This window comes from Roseateles albus, assembly GCF_028595345.1.
Classification (GTDB): Bacteria; Pseudomonadota; Gammaproteobacteria; order Burkholderiales; family Burkholderiaceae_C; genus Paucibacter_A; species Paucibacter_A albus.
Genome location: NZ_JAQQXT010000002.1, coordinates 22,879 through 43,867, shown reverse-complemented (window position 1 = coordinate 43,867; position 20,989 = coordinate 22,879). Strand labels below are relative to the sequence as shown.

The 20,989-nt window shown below is 63.9% G+C and carries 16 protein-coding genes; 7 read left to right on the top strand and 9 right to left on the bottom strand.

Features of this window, described 5'->3' with window-relative positions; translation table 11 throughout:
• Positions 1-57: 57 nt before the first annotated feature.
• From PRZ03_RS03245 to PRZ03_RS03220, 6 genes are all read right to left on the bottom strand, one after another.
• Positions 58-6,345: a hybrid sensor histidine kinase/response regulator gene (locus PRZ03_RS03245; protein WP_273599010.1), complete on the bottom strand. Its 6,288-nt coding sequence runs from the start codon at positions 6,343-6,345 to the stop codon at positions 58-60.
• Between the two features lie 16 nt (positions 6,346-6,361).
• Positions 6,362-8,662, bottom strand: coding sequence for a methyl-accepting chemotaxis protein (locus PRZ03_RS03240; protein WP_263531763.1), 2,301 nt, complete (start codon positions 8,660-8,662; stop codon positions 6,362-6,364).
• 61 nt (positions 8,663-8,723) lie between these two features.
• On the bottom strand, positions 8,724-9,314 hold the full coding sequence (locus PRZ03_RS03235) for a chemotaxis protein CheW (protein WP_263531762.1): 591 nt from the start codon (positions 9,312-9,314) through the stop codon (positions 8,724-8,726).
• Between the two features lie 130 nt (positions 9,315-9,444).
• On the bottom strand, positions 9,445-9,810 hold the full coding sequence (locus PRZ03_RS03230) for a response regulator transcription factor (protein WP_263531761.1): 366 nt from the start codon (positions 9,808-9,810) through the stop codon (positions 9,445-9,447).
• A 54-nt stretch (positions 9,811-9,864) separates the two neighbouring features.
• The gene (locus PRZ03_RS03225; RefSeq protein WP_273599337.1) at positions 9,865-10,287 is read right to left on the bottom strand and encodes a response regulator; all 423 of its coding nucleotides are present in this window, start codon (positions 10,285-10,287) and stop codon (positions 9,865-9,867) included.
• A 123-nt stretch (positions 10,288-10,410) separates the two neighbouring features.
• Positions 10,411-10,563: a rubredoxin gene (locus PRZ03_RS03220; protein ID WP_263532277.1), complete on the bottom strand. Its 153-nt coding sequence runs from the start codon at positions 10,561-10,563 to the stop codon at positions 10,411-10,413.
• A gap of 242 nt (positions 10,564-10,805) precedes the next feature.
• On the opposite strand from PRZ03_RS03220, the gene thiD reads away from it, so the two are divergent.
• Genes thiD through PRZ03_RS03200 form a run of 4 tightly spaced genes read left to right on the top strand, consistent with a single transcriptional unit; the run spans position 10,806 to position 14,992 of the window.
• A complete protein-coding gene (thiD, locus tag PRZ03_RS03215; RefSeq protein WP_273599009.1) occupies positions 10,806-11,807 on the top strand; it encodes a bifunctional hydroxymethylpyrimidine kinase/phosphomethylpyrimidine kinase in 1,002 nt (333 codons plus the stop codon).
• 42 nt (positions 11,808-11,849) lie between these two features.
• Entirely contained in the window at positions 11,850-13,136 is a 1,287-nt protein-coding gene (gene hemL, locus PRZ03_RS03210; protein WP_273599008.1) for a glutamate-1-semialdehyde 2,1-aminomutase, read from the top strand.
• 27 nt (positions 13,137-13,163) lie between these two features.
• Positions 13,164-14,540, top strand: a complete 1,377-nt coding sequence (gene mpl, locus PRZ03_RS03205; protein WP_273599007.1) for a UDP-N-acetylmuramate:L-alanyl-gamma-D-glutamyl-meso-diaminopimelate ligase — start codon at positions 13,164-13,166, stop codon at positions 14,538-14,540.
• Complete coding sequence (locus PRZ03_RS03200; protein ID WP_273599006.1) at positions 14,540-14,992, top strand: GNAT family N-acetyltransferase; 453 nt, start codon at positions 14,540-14,542, stop codon at positions 14,990-14,992. Before mpl ends, PRZ03_RS03200 begins: the two co-directional genes overlap by 1 nt.
• Before the next feature lie 2 nt (positions 14,993-14,994).
• Here the strand turns inward: PRZ03_RS03200 and PRZ03_RS03195 are convergent, their stop codons facing one another.
• Positions 14,995-16,227: an MFS transporter gene (locus PRZ03_RS03195; RefSeq protein ID WP_273599005.1), complete on the bottom strand. Its 1,233-nt coding sequence runs from the start codon at positions 16,225-16,227 to the stop codon at positions 14,995-14,997.
• A 79-nt stretch (positions 16,228-16,306) separates the two neighbouring features.
• On the opposite strand from PRZ03_RS03195, the gene PRZ03_RS03190 reads away from it, so the two are divergent.
• The 3 genes from PRZ03_RS03190 (at position 16,307) to PRZ03_RS03180 (ending at position 18,650) form a co-directional block, all read left to right on the top strand.
• The gene (locus tag PRZ03_RS03190; RefSeq protein ID WP_273599004.1) at positions 16,307-17,128 is read left to right on the top strand and encodes an AraC family transcriptional regulator; all 822 of its coding nucleotides are present in this window, start codon (positions 16,307-16,309) and stop codon (positions 17,126-17,128) included.
• Positions 17,129-17,160: 32 nt separating this feature from the next.
• Positions 17,161-18,261 carry a quinolinate synthase NadA gene (nadA, locus tag PRZ03_RS03185; protein WP_273599003.1) on the top strand — a complete coding sequence of 367 codons (1,101 nt, stop codon included), beginning with the start codon at positions 17,161-17,163 and terminating at the stop codon, positions 18,259-18,261.
• A 98-nt stretch (positions 18,262-18,359) separates the two neighbouring features.
• Positions 18,360-18,650 carry a late competence development ComFB family protein gene (locus tag PRZ03_RS03180; protein WP_273599001.1) on the top strand — a complete coding sequence of 97 codons (291 nt, stop codon included), beginning with the start codon at positions 18,360-18,362 and terminating at the stop codon, positions 18,648-18,650.
• Here the strand turns inward: PRZ03_RS03180 and nadB are convergent.
• Together nadB and PRZ03_RS03170 are read right to left on the bottom strand one after the other, a co-directional pair.
• A complete protein-coding gene (nadB, locus tag PRZ03_RS03175) occupies positions 18,647-20,287 on the bottom strand; it encodes an L-aspartate oxidase (RefSeq protein WP_273599000.1) in 1,641 nt (546 codons plus the stop codon). The two genes, PRZ03_RS03180 and nadB, sit on opposite strands and share 4 nt — an antisense overlap.
• A gap of 164 nt (positions 20,288-20,451) precedes the next feature.
• Positions 20,452-20,967 carry a GNAT family N-acetyltransferase gene (locus tag PRZ03_RS03170; RefSeq protein ID WP_273598999.1) on the bottom strand — a complete coding sequence of 172 codons (516 nt, stop codon included), beginning with the start codon at positions 20,965-20,967 and terminating at the stop codon, positions 20,452-20,454.
• Positions 20,968-20,989: the final 22 nt, after the last annotated feature.

Genomic DNA, 20,989 nt, shown 5'->3' with positions numbered 1-20,989 from the left:
TTGACTTCGACGGACCCAGAGGGTTAAAGCTGCGGCCCCGACCCGCAGCGCCGAGCGCTAAACAGTGGGCTCGGCCGCAAATTGTGTCGAAGTGTATCCAGCAATCAATGACAAAAGTAACTCTTCGTCATAGGGCTTGCCCAAGTAATGGTTGACCCCTAGTTGTTGGGCGTAATCGCGATGCTTCTGCGCAATTCTGGAGGTGATCATCACCACCGGCAGGCCGGCCAGGCGCGGATCGGCCCGCATATTGCGAACCAGGTCGAAGCCGTCCATGCGCGGCATCTCGATGTCGGACAAGACCATGGCCGGTAACTCCTCGGCGGCCAGGCATTCCATCGCGTCCAGGCCGTCTTTGGCCAACTGCACCCGGTAGCCCTCGCGCTCCAGCAGCCGCTGGGTGACGCGGCGCACCGTCAATGAGTCGTCCACTACCAGCACCAGCGGTGCCAAGGCCTGCTCGGCCTCGGTCGGCTTGGCCTGACTACCCGGCCCATCTTGACCCAGTGACTGGCGCAGCGCGGCCAAGCGCTGTTGCGCGGCGGCGCCATACCAGGTGGACAGCGCGACCGGGTTGTAAATCAGGGCAACCTCGCCCGAGGCCAGCAGGCTGATGCCGGCAAGACCTGGCACCCGGCTCAGCTGCGGGCCTAAGTTCTTGACCACCACTTCCTGATTGCCTAAGACCTCGTCGATGTGCAGTGCGATGCGCTGCTGGGCACTTCGCACCAAGACCACCGACATATGCTTGCCCTGGCCATGGCCGCGACCGGCCAGGCCCAGCAGGCCACCGAGCCAGTAAAAAGGCAAGGCCTCGCCGCCGAATTGCAGCGTTCCGCTGGCATAGGCCGCCTCGACCTGCTCGCTGGGCACACGCTGCAAGGAATCCATCAAACCGGCCGGCACCGCCACCACCTGCTCGCCGCAACGCAAAAGCACCACCTGCGTCAGCGCTGTGGTCAGCGGCAAGCGCAGCATGAACGCCGTGCCTTGGCCAGGCACCGAGCTGGTTTCGATTGAGCCGCCCAGCGTGCTGACTTCGGCGCGCACCACGTCCATGCCTACCCCGCGCCCGGACAACTCGGTCACCTGCTCGGCGGTCGAAAAGCCCGGCGCGAAAATCAGCTGCATCAAGGCGGCCTCGTCAGGCATGTTAAGCGCCCCCACCGACTCGCCTGTCACGGCGGCCGGCAGCAAGCCCAGCTGCAAAGCGCGCTCGCGGATGCGCTGCAGGTCCAGGCCGGCTCCGTCATCGCTGAAGTTCAGCAAGACTTCATTGCCTTCTTGGCGCACCGTCAGGCGCAATGTGCCGACCGGGTCCTTGCCCTGAGCGATGCGCGCCTCGGCCGCCTCAATGCCATGGCTGACACTGTTGCGCAGCAAATGTTCAAAAGCGCCCGCCATCCGCTCCAACACGCTGCGGTCCAGCTCGGTCTGCGCGCCAACAATCTCCAGCCGCGCCTGCCGCCCAGCGTCGCGCGCCGCTTGGCGCACCACCCGGTGCAAGCGCTCGGCCAAGCTCTCAAACTCGACCATGCGGGTGCGCAGCAAGTCGTCTTGCAACTCTCGCGTCAGGCGCGACTGTGCGGCCAGCTCATCCTCACCCAACTGCACATTGCGCTGCAAGGCGCGCTGCACGGTGGCCACGTCGCCGACCGACTCGGTCATCATCCGCGTCAACTCTTGGAAGCGCGTGTAGCGATCGAACTCCAGCGGGTCAAAGTCGGCCGAGCCGTCCTTGGCCTGGAGCAGCTCTTGTTGGCCACCCAGCTGCGATTCGGCCTGCAGCTCCAGTTCACGCAACTGGGCGCGTAGCCGGCCCAAGTTGTCGTCCAAATCAAGCAAGCTGCTCTTCATCTGTGCCAGCTCAGACTCCAGCCTTGCGCGCCTGATGCTGACCTCGCCGGCCTGCGCGGCCATGCGCTCCAGCAAGCTGCCCCGCACCCGCACCATGGCTTGCAGCCCGGTCGCGGCCGCCTCGACGCCCTCGTCCTGTGGTGAATCGGTGAAACGTGACCAATCAATTTGCACCCCGGCCATCGCGGGCTGAGGCGCTATCGGCAAGCTCTCCGAGAGCACAGCGTCGCTGACCTGTTCCAGCTCGGGTTCCACGAGCGATTCGGCAGGAGCTTGGGCCGACAGTTCAGCGCTCACTTGCGCCGCCGGCTCCACCGCCAATTCGAGCAGCGTCTCAGCCGCGGGCTCGATGACTAGCTCAACTACTGGCTCAACTACTGGCTCGACTACAGGCTCCGCAATGGCCTCGACTTCAGACATAGGCGCCTGTACCGGTACCGCTACCGCTACAGCACCCAAATGCTCAAAGCTGGCTTCCAGCGCATCCGCAGCGGCCTGCAAGCCCAGCAAGTCGTCCGGCGAAGGCAGGCCATCGGCGACGGCTCGCTCGAGCGCCGATTCCAGCGCATGGGCCTGCTCACCCAAGCGCATCGCGCCGGTCAGGCGGGCGCCGCCCTTGATCGTGTGCAATGCCCGCATGCAGGCCGAGGCGCAACGCAAGTCGCTCGGCTGGGCAACCCACTCCCGCAGCGCCGCATGCAGATCACGCAGCAAATCGCGTGCCTCTTCTTCGAAAATGGGCAAGAGCACCGGGTCGATGTCATCGGGCAGGCCCGGCTCGACCTCATCGGCTTCAGCCAAGGGCATGCCAACTTCGGACGCATCTGGCACATCCAGGGCAGCGGCTGCTGCCCCCGGGCGCGAGTCCCGCCAATGTTTGCCATCGTCCTCAAGATCACTCAACTCACCGAAACGGCTATTGGGCTCAAGATTGGGCTCATAGGCGCGCAAAGCCGCCAGCGTTGCCGAGTCAAAAGTCTTCAAGAAACCGGCCGCAAATTGGTGCAGCAATTGCCGCACTTGGTCCGCCGCGCCGACAAACAGCTGCGCCTCGGCTTCGCTGTAGCGGCTGGCTCGCGCGGCCCGCCCCAAGGCATGCTCCATCGCACGAGTCAAGGTGGCCAGATCATCAAATTTGACCGCCGAGGCGCTGCCCGACAAGGCATGTGACAAAGCCTCGCAATTGGCCGGCACCGGGCGGTTCAACTCCAAGGCCCATTCGGCCAAACTCGTGGCCAGGCGACGCGACAACTCGTCGGCCTCGTTGAGGAAGATATTGAACAACTCCAACTTGACCGGCAAGCTGCCAATCATTTTGTACTGCTCGTCCAGCGACTCATCCAGCGCGACCGGCTCAGACTGCGGCATGTCCTCGGCCTCATCCGGCACCAGCGGATGCGGCTCGACGGCTGCGCGGCCACCCATGACCAAGACCGGCTCAAAGGCCGAGCGCGGCGGCGTGCGGGCGACGCTGGGCTCGACCGAGCCATGAGCTTCCTGCGTTTCGGCTTCGGCCTGTAGTTCTGCTTCTGCTTCCGCTTCTGCTTCTGCTTCTGCTTCTACAGGCGCATCCACCGGGATCAGCGGTGCCGGCGAAGCAGCCACCAAGGCCGACTGCTCCAGTTCCTCGCCCAGATCCAAGCTGAGCTCGAACTCGGGCAACTCAAACACCGGCGCGGCAGGCGCGGTCGGCTCGGGCGGCAGATGGAGTTCGAAGGGCAAGACCTCGAGTGTCGACAAATCGTCGAGCGCGGTGTCCGGTTCCGGCAAGGGGGCTGCGGCTTGTTCCAGCTCCGGCAACACCGGCAACTCCCGCAAATGCAGCGGCTCCAAGGCGTCGGCCGGTGCTTGCGCCAGATCGGTCGCCGGTGCATCGATCGAGGTCACGGGCCAATCGGTCGGAACTTCTAGCTGGGGAGCAGTTGTCGTTTCAGCCGCCGATTCCAGCGGCGCGGCAGCCTCGCCCAGACGCAAGGCATCGGCCGCCTGGCGCAAATACTCGGACCGCTGTGAAACCGGCGCTTGCGCCGCGATCTGCGCGCACCAATCGCCGAGGTAATCCAGCGCCTCGCCGGTAAAGCTCAGCAGGGCCGCGTCGCCAAAAGGCGCGGCCTCGGCCAGGCGGGCGTTGTATAGCTGCTCGCAGGCCCAGGCGCCCTCGCCGAAGGCGTCCATGCCGACCATGCGGGCGCTGCCTTTGAGCGTGTGAAAAGCGCGCCGCAGGACAGTCATGGCCTCGCGCTCGCTCGGCGTCTCTTGCAAGGTCGCCAGCGCCGCGCGCGCATTGAAGATGACCTCATCGGCCTCCTCCAGGAAGATCTCTTGCATCTCCGGGTCATGCGGCGGCTGGGCCACGGCGGCCGCAGGCGCAAGCACGGGAGCTTGGGCTTGGGCATGAACTTGGGGCGCAGCGATCGCCTCAGGCTGCGGGGGCTCCTCAATGCTGACGGGCAATTCAAGCGGTGCCGTGGGCGCGGCTTCAAATGCCAGGTCAAGCGCCAAGTCAAGGGGCGGCAGCTCGGCATGCGACGACCCGACATCGATCTCAGCAGCAACAGCAACAGGCTGGGGCTCAACCGCATCATGTGCGGGCAAGGTCGGCAGCGGCTGATCCAGTGCCGGTGGATTGCGTGGCGGCACCGGGCTCGCGTCGCTGCGCCGGCCCATGACCGGATTGAGGCGGCCACTGGCTTCGTCGAAGCTGAACATGCGCTTGGCCAGTTGCGGCTGCACACTCAACATATCGATGAGGAAGCCCAGCGCACCCAGGTTATTGGCCAAGCGGTCAAACAATTCGCGCGGCCCGCCGCGTTCGACGTCGACCTCGGTATTGGCCAACTCGTCGACCTCATCGCGCATGCGCAAACAGGCCAGCGAGGCTTGATCCAGCCCCAGCACCGTCAAGACACCGCGCATCGCTTGCAACTGGCCCGGCACCGGGATCAGCCGCTCGCGCTGGCTGGGGTTGCGGAAATACTCGTCCGCCTGACGCTCGATCTCGGACAGGTTGACGCGCAACTCCTGAACCACGCTGCCCAGGGTTTGACGATCGGAGACCCGGCGGTACAAATCCTCCATCCAGGCTTCCAGCGGCTCGGGCTCGCCGCCGCGCGCCACCGACTCGATTCGGCCGGCCAGCCGGCGCACCCGTTCGGCCTGCTCGGGCTGATCAAAAGCGGCATCATCCAGCGCAGCTTCGACATACAGCAAGCTGGTCGCAACCTCCATGGCCAAGGCTGGCGGCGGCGGGGCTTCCGAACGCAGAGTTGCCACCACCGCACGCTGCAGCGACTCGGCCAACACCTCGCCGCTGGGAAAGAGTTTTTGCAGTGATTCGGCCAGAGCCGCAAACTGCTCATTCAAGGCGCTGGCCCGTTGGCTGTCGCCCTCGGCCGCACTGCCCCAAGAGTCCTTGGCCGACACCACCCGGCGGCGCGCCTGCGTCACCCAAGCGGGGTCGATATGACCCAGCGTCGCGTCCTCATAGTCACCGGCGGGCATATCCAACAGCCCATAGCTGGCCAGGGCCGCTTGCAAGCGCGGGGCCGACTGCATCGCCGTGGACGTGGGCGTGGGCGCACTGCTTTGGGCGCAAAAGAACAGCAGGTCTTGCGCCAGGCGCTCATTCACACCCGCATCGCCCTGGGCCAGCGCGCGCATCTGCGACAGCAAACGCGAGCCCAGGCGCTTGACCAAGGCATCGACCGTCAGCAAGCCCAGCGTCTGCGCCTCGAACACCGCGGCGGCCAGCTGCCACAAGGTTTTCGAGCGGGGCGACTGCAGTCCCGCAGCCAAGCCCGCGCTGAGCTCACTCAGGCTGCGCGCATGTTCTGCGTTAGGCGCACGCATATGCTTGAGCAAAGCGGCCTCAAACGCCGGCCGCACCGTCGCTGCTGGCAAGGCCTGCGCATGCGCATCGGCCGGCAGCGAGCGCCAGCTCCATTCAAACTGCCATAAGTCGGCCGGATGAATGCGCTCGGCGCCATTCATCGTCTGCAAGTCCCGGTAGGCCGGAAACAGGCTCAGGGTCGATACGGGGCTGGCACTGTGGGTGGTTGCCTGGCTCGCCGCCGGGCCACCGGCCAACATGCGCGCAATCAGCGACAGCAAGGCAAAGTTGGCGCGCTCTATCGTTTCGACGTGCGTCACATCAACCTGAGCCGGCGCCTCGGCCAGGGCAGTCACAGCCTGTTCGGCCGCCCGCAAAACCAAGGCTCCCGCCGGCAAGCCCACCAAGCCCAAGACACCGGCCACTTGGTGCAGCTGTGCGGCCGCCGCCTGCAGCGCCGCCTGTGCGCCCGCATTGACCGGAGCAGCCACCATGCCCTCTGCGCCCAAGCCCGCCGCAGCCGATTGGCGATTTTCACCATCGCGCAGTATGCGGCGCAGGGTTTTATGAACCGCCTCAAGCGAGCGCCGCAACTCCTCTTGCACCCAGGCAAGCGGGCTGAGGTCGGCGGGAAATTCTGAATCGCGTGCAATATCCATGCTCGGATCCCAGGCCTTAGGCTACTTTGAAGCGAGCCACCGACTGCTTCAATGCGTCAGCCGATCGGGACAACTCATGCACCATCAAGGCAGTCGAACGCGTGCCTTCGCTGGTCTGCTCGGTCACCGCAAAAATGTGCTGGATATTCGAGGCCACTTCATTGGCCGAATGCGCCTCACTGAGCGCCTGGCTTGAAATCTGCGCAATCAAGTCATCCAAACGCCTGGACACTGCATCAATCTCCTCCAGCGCGCGGCCGGCCGCGTCTGACAAACGCGTGCCCTGCACCACGCCCAGTGTCGAGCGCTCCATCGCCGCCACGGCGTCATGGGTGTCGGTTTGAATGGTCTTGACCAGCGCCGCAATCTGCCGCGTCGCGTCACCCGAGCGCTCGGCCAAACGCTGCACTTCCTCGGCCACCACCGAGAAGCCGCGTCCGGCCTCGCCGGCAGACGCAGCCTGGATCGCCGCATTCAGCGCCAGCACATTGGTTTGCTCGGTAATGTCGGAGATCAGCTCGGTGATTTCGCCAATCTCTTGGGACGACTCGCCCAGGCGCTTGATGCGCTTGGAGGTTTCCTGGATGTGCTCGCGGATGGCGTTCATCCCGCTGATATTGTTCTGCATCGCCTGCAGGCCCGATTCGGCCGCCTGGCGCGACTGACGCGCGACGGTGGCGGTAGCCTGGGCTTGGTTCGACACCTCATTGATGCGGCCGGCCATTTGCAGCACCGCCTCGCCGGTGGAGCGAATTTCGTGCAACTGCTCTTTGGACGCGGCCAGCAGATCGGTCGAGGTTTGATCGACCTGGCCGGTGGTGTCAGTCACCCGGGAAGCCGTCAGCTGCACCTGGCTGACCAAGTTACGCAATTCTTCGACGGTGTAGTTGACCGAATCGGCGATCGCGCCGGTGATGTCTTCGGTGACGGTGGCTTGCTGGGTCAAGTCACCCTCGGCCACCGTTTGCAACTCGTTCATCAAACGCAAAATCGCACCCTGATTGGCGTCATTGACGCGCTTGGCCTCTTGCTCCTGCGCCTCGGCCTCGGCCTTTTGCGCCTCCGCCATGGCCGCACGCTGCGCCTGCCCGCTGACATACAAACGCAGGAAACCTAAAGCCCCAACCACCAAGGCCGCCAAGGACGCCAACATCAGCGCCAGCAAACCCATGCTGACGCCACCTTCCGATTCCAGCTCCAGCGCCACTTGCTCCAGGCCTTTGCGCAGGCTTTCGCTGTCGCCCAAGATACTGCTTTGAGCCTCACGCGCCGACACCAAACCCTGCAAATTGCCCAGAATCGCCGTCGCCTGTGTGCGGGTTTGGTCGTATTGCTTGAGCAGGCTTAGCAAACGGGCGCGCAATTGACCGTCCTTGGCGGCGGTCAAGCGCAACTCGGCGCTGCCATTGAGCAAGGCATCGGTGATCAACTTGAAGGAGTTCAAGTCCTTGCCCAGCAAGAAGACCGCCTCCGGGCTAACGCCCTCTTGGGTCAGGAATTCGTTCGCACTCTTGCCAATGCGCTGCGTCAACATCACCAGTTGCCCAGCGGCCGCGATCTCCCCGGCAGAGCCACCTTGTTGCAAGGATTCAGCCGACACGGCTTCGGCGCTTTCCAGCAAATCGGCCGACTGCCGATTGATGGCCCGCAAAGCCGCTGCCACTTCGGTCAAGACCTTCTCTTGCGACTGCACCAGCTGACCGTTTTTGGCGGCACGCTCGACCAGCGGCGCCACCACTTCCAAGCTTGGCTGGACCGCTGCTGCGGCGGGTGCCAACACCCCTTCGCCACCGCGCAAATTACTCACCACCGAGCTCAAGATGCCGGTACTTTCTTTCAACTCGGCAAAAGCGGCCGGTGTACCGACCAAGGCCGCAGAAACAGATTTGGCCATGCGCTGCGAATGCATCAAGGCCTGACCGGTGGCCCGCACCTGGGCAGCGCTGCGCGAAGCGCCCACCAAGCTCAAGCTGACCGTGGCGGCCGTGCCCAGCAAACCCAGGGCCACAAGAGCAGTCAACAGCGCTTGACGGCGCCCGCTGCTGGGAGGGGCCACGACAGCTCGGCCAGAGCCGTTGTCGGCGGCCGAGACCGTGGAGGCAAAGGTTGCGGTGGTCTCGCCAAATTCAGTGCTGTTGGCTTCGGTCGGCAGTGACTCGGCGATGATTGACACGGCCGGCTCGGCTTGCCTGACCATCCCGTCTTGCCCGGGCACAGAAGAAATCAAGGCATCGCCCGTCTGCATGGAAGCAGCGTGCTGTGCTGACAGCTCCGACTCGGTCTTGCCCAGGTTCTTGATCTTGTCCAGGAAGCTCATCTCACCCTCGTTCATCGTTGGTTAAGCGGGCGTGACCCCAGCTTGTACTTGCTACACCGAATCAAACCACAACTCGCAAGAACTGTTCGTGCCTAGAAAGGGCGTCCAAATGCAGCTGTTGCCACGATCGCCCCTCGCCGTCGACCATATGCGGGCCGGCAAAACGGGGTCGTTTCACCGAAACCTCCCTCCCCGTTTCGTCAAAACGGGGTCGTGGGTCGCCTTCCACGGTCTCGGTTTGTACGGTCAGCTGCTCGTCGCTGCGCAGGCCCACCAAGCGATCGACCAACAAGGCGCAGTTGATATGGAGCTCGGGGCTCAAGGACACCAAGCGGGTTTGCGCGCTGTCGGCCCGCATATCGGAGCGCACGCTGCTGCTTTCCCGCAGGCCCAGGAACATCGCCAAATCAACGACCGTGAACAGGCCACCGCGCAGATTCGCCACGCCTACCAACCAAGGCTTTGCGTATGGCACGGGCTTGATGGCCACCGGGGTGAAGATTTCCGCCGCCTGCTTCAAGGACAGCAGCAGGCCATAACCAGCACATTCCACGGCCAGCCAGTTGGCGACCTCGGTTTTTTGTTCGCGCGCATCTTGCATGCGCTGGGCCAAACGTTGCTGCAGTTCCCGCAGAGCTTGCTTATTGGACATGGAACCCCTCGCTCAGCAGGTACGCTGATCGGCCCCCCGAGGGGGCGCCAAGCCTGCGCTTGGCAAATCGGCCCGGCTTGGGAGCGGCCCGGCGCTCGATCCGAAATTCAAATAGACTCGCCATCGCGACTCAGCCCAGCGCCTTGATCTTGGCCAGCAACTCCTCGGACTTGACCGGCTTGACGACATAGTCGCGTGCGCCCTGCCGCATGCCCCAGACCTTGTCGGTCTCCTGGCCCTTGCTGGTGCACATGATCACCGGCACCGCCGCAAAGCGCTCATCGCGCGTGATGGTGCGGGTCAGTTGGAAACCGTTTTGCCCCGGCATCACCACGTCCATCAAAATCAGGTCGGGCGTTTGCTCGGCCAGGCGCTTCATCGCCTCCTCGCCGTTTTCTGCCGTGCGCACCGTGAAGCCCCGCTTGATCAGCATCTCGCTGAGGACATGCAATTCGGTTTTGGAATCATCGACCAGCAGGATATTTTGGATAGGCATAGGGTGTTCCTCAGGCCAGCGCGGCGAGCAGGTCGGCGCGAATAGAGCTTTGCATCAAACCCCGCGCCGATGCGCCAGCACGGCCTGCAGCAATTGATCTTTGGTGAAGGGCTTGGTCAGATAGTCTTGCGAGCCCACCATGCGGCCACGCGCCTTGTCAAACAGGCCATCCTTGCTGGACAGCATGATCACCGGCACGCCGGCAAAGACGGGGTTGCGCTTGATGATGGCGCAGGTTTGATAGCCATCCAGGCGCGGCATCAAGATGTCGCAAAACACCAGGTCGGGCTGGTAGTCACTGAGCTTGGCGAGGGCGTCGAAGCCGTCTTCGGCCAGAACCACCTCGTGCCCGCCTTGCTTAAGGAAGATCTCGGCGCTGCGCCGGATGGTGTTGCTGTCGTCAATGACCAGCACTTTGGCAACGGCCGCTGCTGAGCCGGCGGCACGACCATTTGCGTTGCCTTCAGGAACTTGCACGTCCAAGCTGTTCTCCCCTCACCAACAAACAAGTGGCTTCGCCTAACGTCCCGCCTCTTCGCATGATGCGCAGTGTGACACGCCGCAGCCACCGTCACGCATTGTTACGTGAGCGCAGTCGCTTTAGATACGAACCATCTCGAAGTCATCTTTACGTGCCCCACATTCAGGGCAGGTCCAGTTCATATCGACGGCGGCCCAGAGGGTGCCGGGTGCGATCCCGTGTTCAGGGTCGCCCGTTGCCTCGTCGTAAATCCAGCCACAGATCAGGCACATCCAAGTACTTGCTTCGCTCACGATAGGTATCTTTGCTCACTACAATGCGAAGATTGTAGCCACGCCGGAGGACTCCGCCTTCGCTGGTGAATCGGCAAGAATGCGACAGACTGCGGTCGGATCGCACACTTGATGCACGCTTCACCGTGAAAAGGATCCGGCCACGTTTCTTGCCGCCTGCGGCCAGCCTATTGCAGCATTGAAAAAAGCTTGCAGAACCAAATCCGTCGCGCCGCAAAACCATGACCAAACCCGCTATCCCTGCCACCTCTGCGGCCGTCCTAGTCGACCCCGCCCTCAGCCTAGAAGAACAAGAAGAAGCGCAAGCGCCGGCCTGCGTGATGAGCTTCAATGCCAGCGACGCCAGCGGCGCCGGCGGCCTGGCCGGCGACATTGCCACCATCGCGGCGATGGGCGCGCATTGCCTGCCTGTCGTGACGTCCATCATTTTGCGCGACACCGCCGAGACCTTCGAGCATCACACGCTGGACTCCGAGACCATCGCCGAGCAGGCCAGAATGATTCTCGAAGACGTACCGATTTCAGCCTGGAAGGTAGGCTTTCTCGGCAGCCCCGAGGGCATCAGCGCGGTGGCCGAGGTCTTGAGCGACTACCCCGATGTACCCCTGGTCGCCTACCTGCCCAATGTGGCCTGGCTGGACGAAGAGCAGCAGCAAAGCTATATGGACGCCTTCCGAGAGTTGGTGCTGCCGCAGACCCATGTGCTGGTCGGCAATCACAAGACCCTGACCGACTTTTTGCTGCCCGACTGGGACGCCGACCGGCCGGCCTCGCCGCGCGAGTTGGCGGTGGCCGCTGGCCAGCACGGCACGGCCCACGTCTTGGTAACCGGCATCAGCATGGCCAACCAATTCGTTGACAACGTGCTGGCAAATTCGCTCGGCCCCATCACCGGCGAGAAGTTCGAGCGCCTGGACGCCAGCTTCATCGGTGCCGGCGACACGCTCTCGGCATCGCTGGCTGCGCTGCTTTCGGTCGGCGCCGAGATTCACTCCGCCGTCGGCGAAGCGCTGTCCTTTTTGGATCAGGCGCTGGACGCGGGCTTCAGGCCCGGCATGGGCAACGCCATTCCCGACCGTTTCTTCTGGGCGCTGCCGCCCAGCGAAGAAGAGGAAGCCGCTGCAGCCGCCGAGGCTGAAGCTGCCGGCGCGCTTGAAGTCGAGCAAACCGCAGCGGGGCCAGAAGACAGCCCGCCGACCCGCCCATCACGCCGCATGCACTGAACTGCTGGCTCGCTTCGTTCAATCTTTGTTTTTCGTCTGCTCATGTCCCAAAACCAAACCCTGTTCGAACGCGCTCAGCGCGTGATCCCTGGCGGCGTCAACTCCCCCGTGCGCGCCTTTCGCGCTGTAGGTGGCACGCCGCGCTTCATCACCCGCGGTGACGGCGCTTATATCTATGACGCTGACGGTCAGCGTTATATCGACTACATCGGCTCCTGGGGCCCGATGATTCTGGGCCACGGCCATCCGGCTGTACTGGAAGCGGTGATCAGCGCAGCCCGTGAAGGTTTCTCCTTCGGCGCGCCGACCGAACGCGAGATCGAGCTGGCCGAAGAGATCCTCAAGCTCGTGCCCAGCATGGAACAGGTGCGCCTGGTGTCCTCGGGTACCGAGGCGACGATGAGCGCCATCCGCCTGGCGCGCGGCGCCACCGGCCGCAGCAAATTCATCAAGTTCGAAGGCTGCTATCACGGCCACACCGATGCCTTGCTGGTCAAGGCGGGCTCGGGTCTTGCCACCTTTGGCCACCCGACCAGCGCCGGCGTGCCCGAAGAAGTGGCGCAGCACACCTTGGTGCTGGAGTTCAACCATCTGGCGCAGCTGGAAGAAGCCTTCCTGCTGCACGGCAAGCAACTCGCCTGCGTCATCATCGAGCCGATTGCCGGCAATATGAACTTCGTGCGCACCCAAGTCGCCTATATGAAGCGGCTGCGCGAGCTGTGCACCGAGTACGGCGCGCTCTTGGTGCTGGACGAGGTGATGACGGGTTTCCGCGTCGGCTTGGCTTCCGCGCAGGGCCACTACGCCAAACTGATCCCCGGCTTCAAGCCCGATATCAGCGTGTTCGGCAAGGTCATCGGCGGCGGCATGCCGCTGGCTGCCTTTGGCGCCAGCCGCGACATCATGAAACACCTGGCGCCGCTGGGTGGCGTCTACCAGGCCGGCACCTTGAGCGGCAACCCGGTCGCCACCGCCTGCGGTCTGGCGACCTTGCGCGAGATCCAAAAGCCCGGCTTCTTCGAGGCGCTGTCGGCCAAGACTCGCAGCCTGGTCGACGGCCTGGCCGCAGTCGCCAAGGAAAACGGCGTGCCCTTCAGCGTCGACTGCGAAGGCGGCATGTTCGGCTTCTTCCTGATGGACCAGCTGCCGCAGGAATACCAAACCGTGATGACGACCGACAAGGCCCGCTTCAACCATTTCTTCCACGCGATGTTGGACGCCGGCGTCTACCTGGCGCCGGCCCTGTACGAAGCCGGCTTTGTGTCGGCCGCGCACAGCCAGGCCGATATCGAGGCCACGCTGGCCGCCGCCGCCCAAGCCTTGCGCTGATTCGACATTCGCCTTTTCCCGTTCAAGATGCATATTCACATCCTCGGTATCTGCGGCACCTTCATGGGCGGCCTGGCTGCCTTGGCCCGCGAGGCCGGCCACAAGGTCACCGGCAGCGACGCCAATGTTTACCCGCCGATGAGCGAGCAGCTCGAAGCGCTGGGCATCGAATTGATCAGTGGCTTCGGCGCCGATCAACTCAGCCTCAAGCCCGACCTGTTCGTGATCGGCAATGTGGTGACACGCGGCGAGAAATTCCCGCTGATGGAAGCCATTTTGGACGCCGGCCTGCCCTACACCAGCGGCCCGCAGTGGCTGGCCGACCATGTGTTGCAGGGCCGCCATGTGCTGGCCGTGGCCGGCACGCACGGCAAGACCACGACGACCTCGATGCTGGCCTGGATTCTTGAGCATGCGGGCCTGCAGCCGGGCTTCTTGGTGGGCGGTGTCCCGCAGAATTTCGGCGTTTCGGCAAGGCTGGGGTCGGGGGCACCGTTCGTGATCGAAGCCGACGAATACGACACCGCGTTTTTCGACAAACGCAGCAAATTCGTGCACTACCGGCCGCGCACGGCGGTGTTGAATAACCTCGAGTTCGACCATGCCGACATCTTTGCCGACCTGGGCGCCATCGAGACGCAGTTCCACCACCTGGTGCGCACCGTGCCGGCCAAGGGCCGCTTGGTCGTCAACGCTCGCGAGGAGGCGCTGCAGCGGGTGCTGAGCCGGGGCTGCTGGAGCGAGTTGCAGCGCTTTGGCGCTCGCAAGGAAGAGCCCGGCGCGCTGCGTGCGCGCGGCGAGCCGCAGGCCTTTGACGTGTTGCGCGGGAGCTTGAAGGTGGCCCGGGTCGAATGGGCTTTGTATGGCGAACACAACCAGCTCAATGCCCTGGCCGCAATCGCCGCCGCCGAACATGTCGGCGTGACGCCGGAGCAAAGCGCGGCAGCCTTGGCCGAGTTCCAAAATGTGCGCCGCCGCATGGAGTTGCGCGGCGAGGTCGTCCGTGCCGGTGGAAGCATCAAGGTCTATGACGACTTCGCCCACCACCCCACGGCCATCCGCACCACCGTCAACGGTCTGCGCCGACGTATCGCGCCAGTTGAGCGCATCCTGGCGATCTTTGAGCCGCGCTCCAACACGATGAAGTTGGGCGCCATGAAGGCTCAGCTGCCTTGGGCGTTGGAAGAAGCCGACCTGAGTTTTTGCAATCAGCAGGGCCTGGACTGGGACGCCAAAGACGCCTTGGCGCCGTTGGGCGCACAAGCCATCGTTGGCGCCGATGTCGACGCACTGGTGGCCGCCGTGCTCAAGCAAGCCAAGCCAGGCGACCATCTGCTGTGCATGAGCAATGGCGGCTTCGGCGGCATCCACGCGAAGTTGCTGGCGGCCTTGGCCGAGCGCTGATGCAAGTGCAGCTTCGCCCCACTCGCGCCGACGAGGTGGGTGAGCTGTTTCGCGTACGGGCGTCCACCGCCGAGAACGCCATTTCCACTGAGCGCTTGGCCGAACTGGGCATCACACCCGAGGCGGTACGCGCCTCCCTGCTGGCCGGCGAGATACACAGCTGGGTCGCTGTGCACGAAGCGCAGGTGGTCGGCTTTTGCAGCGCGCAGAACAGCAGCGGCGAGGTCTTGGTGCTGGCCGTGCAGGCCGGCTTTGAGGGCCGTGGCTTGGGGCGTGCCTTACTGGCTTGCGCCGTGCAGCATCTACGCGCCGTGGCCAACTGCCAGCGCATCTGGCTGATGGCCGGCGCCGACCCCGCGCTCAGATCACATGGGTTTTACCGTGCACAGGGCTGGCAGGCCAGCGGGCGACACGATCAACACGGCGATGAGGAATTGCTCTGGCAAGCTTGAGCTCAGTGCTTGCGCGCCAGACCCACCAGGCTCGCCGCTCCTATCGCCAGCAACAAGGCCAAAGCTGCGCCATAGAACACGCCGCTGGGCTGATCGCGGTCCATCAAGGCGCCAAAAATCGGCGCGGCCAGCGCAAAGCCCAAATCCAGGCCCGAATAGACGGTGCCGTAAACCCGGCCAGTGGCACCGGGCGGCGCGGCGCGCTTGATCAACATATCGCGTGAGGGGCCAGCCAAACCGGTGCCGAAACCCGCCACCGCAACAATGGCCGCCGCCAACAAGGGCGCAATCCAGCCGGTCGCCGCCAGGGCCAAGAGCGCAGCCGCGCCGGCCAAGCCGATCGTGATGTTGCGCTCCAGGCGGTGGCCCTTGGCGACCCAGAAGCCACCAATCACCATGCCGACAGCCCCGCTGAGCATATAGCCGGTGACGACAAAGGCCGTCAGCTTCAAGGGCAGGCCGTACAAGCTGGTCAGGGCCGGGCTGGCGAAGCTCTGAATCGCCGTCAAGGCGGCGGTACCGAAGAAGAAGAACGAGAAACACAACCACACCGAGGGCAGGCGCAAAAACGCCATCGGGTGCTCGTCTTTGACACTCGCAGCGCCGGCTTTGTCATGCGACCACTGACCTTGGCTGTCGTCGATGGCGGCGCGTTTCACCCACAGCAGGCCCAGGACAGTCAAGGCCAGCAAGCCTGTGCCGACATAGGCATAACGCCAATTGCCCGTGAGCTCGGCAATGCCGATCGAAAACACCGGCGCCAAGGCCCAGCCCAGATTACCGGTGATGCCGTGCACCGAAAAAGCGTGACCCAAGCGCGCCTGCGAGACACGCTTATTCAAAATGGTGAAGTCGGCCGGGTGAAACGGCGCATTGCCCAGACCCGCCAGAGCGGCCGCCAGCAGCAAGCCGCCAAAGCCGCCCGCCAGCGCTGCCGCCACCGACGACAGCACAAAACAGCTCAGCGCCGCGAACAGCACAGGTCTGGCGCCGGTGCGATCAACCAAGAATCCGGCCATGGCCTGGCCAAGCCCCGAGATGATGAAGAAGGTCGTCACCAGCAGACCGAGCTGCGAATAGCTCAGGCCAAAGTCATGCATAAAAGCCGGGAACAGCGGCGGCAGCAGCATGTGGAAAAAATGCGAGGTGCCATGGGCCAGACCGATCAGGCCTATGGTGGAAAAGTCGCGGCGAGCCTGCTCGGAGGCTTGAAGTGGAAGCGTTGCTGTGTTCATGCCCAGACTTTAGGCGCGCCGAGGCAGGCCGAGTTACGATAGATGGACAAGTTCTATCGAATTCAAGCCAATGTCTTCCATGACTCGCAAATTAGCCAGCAAGCCCCGCAGCAGACGCACCAGCCTGCCGCCGCTGGATCCGCTGCGCTATGCGCCAAGTGCCGCACGTCCGGTACGCGCCAAGGCCCGCCTGCTTGAGCATGATGTGGACATCCAGGCCCATCACCATGCTTGGGGTCAACTGGTTTTTTCGGTCAGCGGCGCGGTGCGCGTCAACACCGCACATGCGACCTACCTGGTGCCGCCGGCGCGCGCCGTCTGGATCGCGCCAGGCATCGTCCATGCGGTGACTGCCGTGGAGCGAGCCGATCTGCGCACCGTCTACCTGCATCAAGCGCCGGCCGACGGCGCCTTGTGGCAGGGCTGCCGCGTCATCGAGGTGACGCCCTTGCTGCGCGAGTTGGTGATGCAACTGGCCATCTCGCCCGATGCAGCGGACGACCCACACCGAGAACAAAACATCGCCAGCCTCGTGCTGGACGAACTGCGCCGCGCCAACAGCCTGCGCCTGGGCGTTGACTTGCCGCAGGACAAACGCCTGCGCCGCCTGTGCGAGGCGATGCTGGCCGAGCCGCTTCGTCACGCCGATTTAGACGGATGGGCGACTGAGGTGGGGGCCAGCGCGCGCACTATCTCAAGGCTGTTCCGCGATGAGTTGGGCAGCAGCTATGCGCAGTGGCGCTCGCAAGTGTTGCTGGCGCGGGCCTTGAGCTTGGCCGCACGCAAAATGCCGATGAGCCTCATCGCCCATGAGCTGGGCTACGCCAGCGCCAGCGCCTTCACGGCGATGGTGACGCGCACCGTGGGCATGCCGCCGAGCCGATTCTTTGCCCTCGCCTGAGGGCTTTGCCGTCACCCCTAAAATCCACGCCCATGGAACAAGTTCTCTTCGACTACACCCGCCAAGACGGCGACGGCCTCAGCTGCACTGCGCAAGCCTGGGCCAAAACGCCTGCCCCGCTGACACAAAGCCAAAAACAGGCGCTCAAGGCCCGTGCGGCCGAGCTGCTGAAGGCCAAGAATGCGGTGCTGGTCGCGCATTTTTATGTCGACGGCGACTTGCAAGACCTGGCGCTGGAGACCGGCGGCTGCGTGTCGGACTCGCTGGAGATGGCCCGCTTCGGCCGTGACCACGCGGCGCAGGCGTTGGTGGTGGCCGGCGTGCGTTTCATGGGCGAAAGCGCCAAGATTTTGAGCCCCGAGAAGCGCGTGCTGATGCCCGATCTGGACGCCACCTGCTCGCTCGACCTGGGCTGCCCGGCCGATCAGTTCGCGGCTTTTTGCGACGCGCACCCGGACCGCACCGTGGTCGTCTATGCAAACACCAGCGCGGCGGTCAAGGCGCGCGCCGATTGGATGGTGACCAGCTCTTGCGCGCTCGAAATAGTCTCGGCCTTGAAGGCGCAGGGCAAAAAGATCCTCTGGGCGCCGGACCGCCATCTGGGCCGCTATATCGAGGAGCAGACCGGCGCCGACATGCTGATGTGGCAAGGCGATTGCATCGTCCACAACGAGTTCAAGGGCCTTGAGTTGCAACTGCTGCGCGAGCAGCATCCTGACGCGAAGATTCTGGTCCACCCAGAGTCGCCGCAAAGCGTGGTGGCGCTGGCCGATGTGGTGGGCTCGACCTCGGCGCTGATCAAGGCCGTGGTTGAAGGAACGGCGCAGGAATACATCGTCGCCACCGACAACGGCATCTTGCACCGGATGCGCCAGCTCGCTCCGACCAAGACCTTGATCGAAGCGCCCACGGCGGGCAATAGCGCCACCTGCAAGAGTTGCGCCCATTGCCCCTGGATGGCGATGAACGGCCTGCAAGGTTTGGTGGACTGCCTGGAGCGTGGCCTGCCGGAAATCGAGATCGAAGAGGCCACGCGCGTCAAAGCGCTGGGCTGCATTGAGCGCATGCTGGACTTCACCGCCAAGTCCAAAGCTGCGGCGGCACGCCTGGTGCCCGGCATCGGCGCGGCTTGAAACGACGACAAATAGGCGGCCGGATCAGGGCATTTCAGCGACCCGCTGAGAGCAAAAAGCGTTTATCGTGTGGGAATCTTTGACGGAGGCTTAGCCCCATGAACCAAGACTTCAGCTCGATCTACAACCACCATGAACGCGAGGTACTCGGGGCCGTGATGGCCTTGGCGCCACAGTTCCCGGCCATTGCCGCCGACAGCGATCTGCTCTGCGACGTGGCCTGCGTCGCTCTGAACCGCCTGCCGCCGCGCTATATCCGCCATGCGGTGGACTTTCTGTTCTACCTGACCGAGCATGAGCGGCGCGAGATTGACTCGGCCATCGATGAATCGGTTGGCTACGCGTTCAACTTCGTGCAGGCCAGGCTGGCGCTACGCGCCAAGCCCTAGAGTTTCCTTAAACCTCGCTCGGCCATCAACACCGTCGGGAAGCTGACCGGCAGCGTCAGCGGATAGTCGCGGCTGTAATGCAGGCCGCGGCTTTCATGGCGCAAGAGTGCCGAGCGCACGATCAGCTCGGCGCAATCGACCAGATTGCGCAGTTCCAGCAAATCGCGGGTGACGCGGAAATTGGCGTAGTAATCATCGATCTCGCCGCGCAACAAGGCGATGCGGTGCAACGCCCGCTCCAGCCGCTTGGTGGTGCGCACGATGCCGACATAGTTCCACATCAAGAGCCGTAGCTCATCCCAGTTATGCGCGATGACGACCTGCTCGTCGGCGTCTTCGACCTGGCTTTCATCCCAACCCGGCAAGGGCGCAGGCTCCGTTGCCGGCAGGCCCAAGATGTGATCGGCACAGGTCTGACCCAAGACCACGCATTCCAGCAGCGAGTTGCTGGCCAGGCGGTTGGCACCATGCAGGCCGGTGTAAGCCGTCTCACCCACCGCATAGACACCTGGCATATCGCTGCGCCCGGCCAGATCGGTGACCACGCCACCACAGGTGAAATGCACGGCCGGCACGACCGGAATCGGCTGCTTGGCGATATCTATGCCTAAGCTCAGGCAGCGCGCATGGACGGTCGGGAAATGCTCCTTCAAAAAGGCCTCGCCCAGATGGGTGGCGTCCAGCCACACATGGTCGACGCCGTGTTTCTTCATCTCGAAGTCGATCGCACGGGCCACGATGTCGCGCGGCGCCAGCTCCATCCGCGCATCATGAGCGGCCATAAAGCGGCCCCCGCCGACATGCTCGGGCAGCTTCAAATAGCCGCCCTCACCGCGCAGCGCCTCGGTGATCAAAAAGCTGCGCTCCTGCGGGTGGTACAAGCAGGTCGGGTGGAACTGGATGAACTCCATGTTCGCGACCCGGCAACCGGCCCGCCAGGCCATCGCGATGCCGTCGCCAGTGGACGTGTCCGGGTTGGTGGTGTAACGGTAAACCTTGCCGGCACCGCCGGTGGCCAGCACCACCGCACGCGCCGGCAGCGCTTCAACGCGCTGGGTGTCAATGTCCAGCGCGTAGATGCCATAGCAGCGCGGCTCTTCCTCGCGCTGCACATGGCGCGAAGTGATCAGATCCAGCGCCATCCAGCGCTGGCGCAGCGTGATGTTCGGGTGGGCCTTGGCGGCGGCCAACAGCTGGTCGTGGATGGCCTTGCCGGTGGCGTCTGCCGCATGGGCGATGCGACGCACCGCATGGCCGCCTTCGCGTGTCAGGTGCAAGCCAAGCGGGCCGTCGTCATCGGGCGTGAAGGGCACGCCCTGGTTGACCAACCATTCGACCGCCGCGGCGCTGCGCTCGGCGATGAAGCGGGCAGTATCGACATCTACAAGGCCAGCTCCGGCATCTTGGGTGTCGCGCACATGGGACTCGATGCTGTCGTCATTGCCCAGCACGCCGACGATGCCGCCCTGCGCCCAGGCGGTGGCGCCTTCGGTCAACTCGCGCTTGGCCAGCACGACCACCGGCACCGTGTCGGCCAGATGCAGCGCCACTGTCAAACCGGCCAAACCGGCTCCCACGATCACAACGGGTGACACCGGCGGAGCGGGCGTTTTCGACTTGGCAGCAGCAGCATTCATTCGTGGGCTTCCGGCGCCTTGTTGAAGGCGCCATGCAGGGGCAGGAGGCTGGATTCTAAAGACAGGCTTCGCAGGCCGATCAAATAGGGGTAAGGGCGAGACCGGTCTACCCGCACGATGCCGGGGGTCAAGTCCTGCCTAAAGATCCGAGACCTGGCCCAACCCTAAGAGACCGCGCAGCGAGAATCCTGCGTCATAGGGTTGTTCATCACGAAGATGCTTTGCGGCGCACCGAACCGAATGGTCGTCTTCAAACAAGACATGCCGACACGCGCCAATAGCAGCACCGACCGCCCATTTGCGGTCTGGGTTTCGGCGACGACGCGGTGTAGGCGCATGACCTCGAACGCATGGTTCAACGCAAGTCGAGCTGCGTCGGCAGCGTAGCCAAGACCCTGGTACTCGGGAAGCAGCGCGTACGAGAGCTCTACATCGAAGCCGTCGTGGTGGGAATCCAAGGACACCACACCCGCCAATTGGTTTGGCTCCGCGCTCAAGGGTCGTATGGCCCAGGCGGGCAAGTCGCTATTGTTCTCCAGCTGAGCCCGCACGCGCTCCAGAGCAAGGGAAGGCTCGACTGGACCACCAAGAAAGGTCCTCACAGCTGGGTCCACAAGCAAGCGATACAGACTGCTGGCGTCTCGAGCCCGAAACTTGTCAAGTGTGCATCTGTGTTGCATGTTCGCCGGGGTCAGTTGCCGC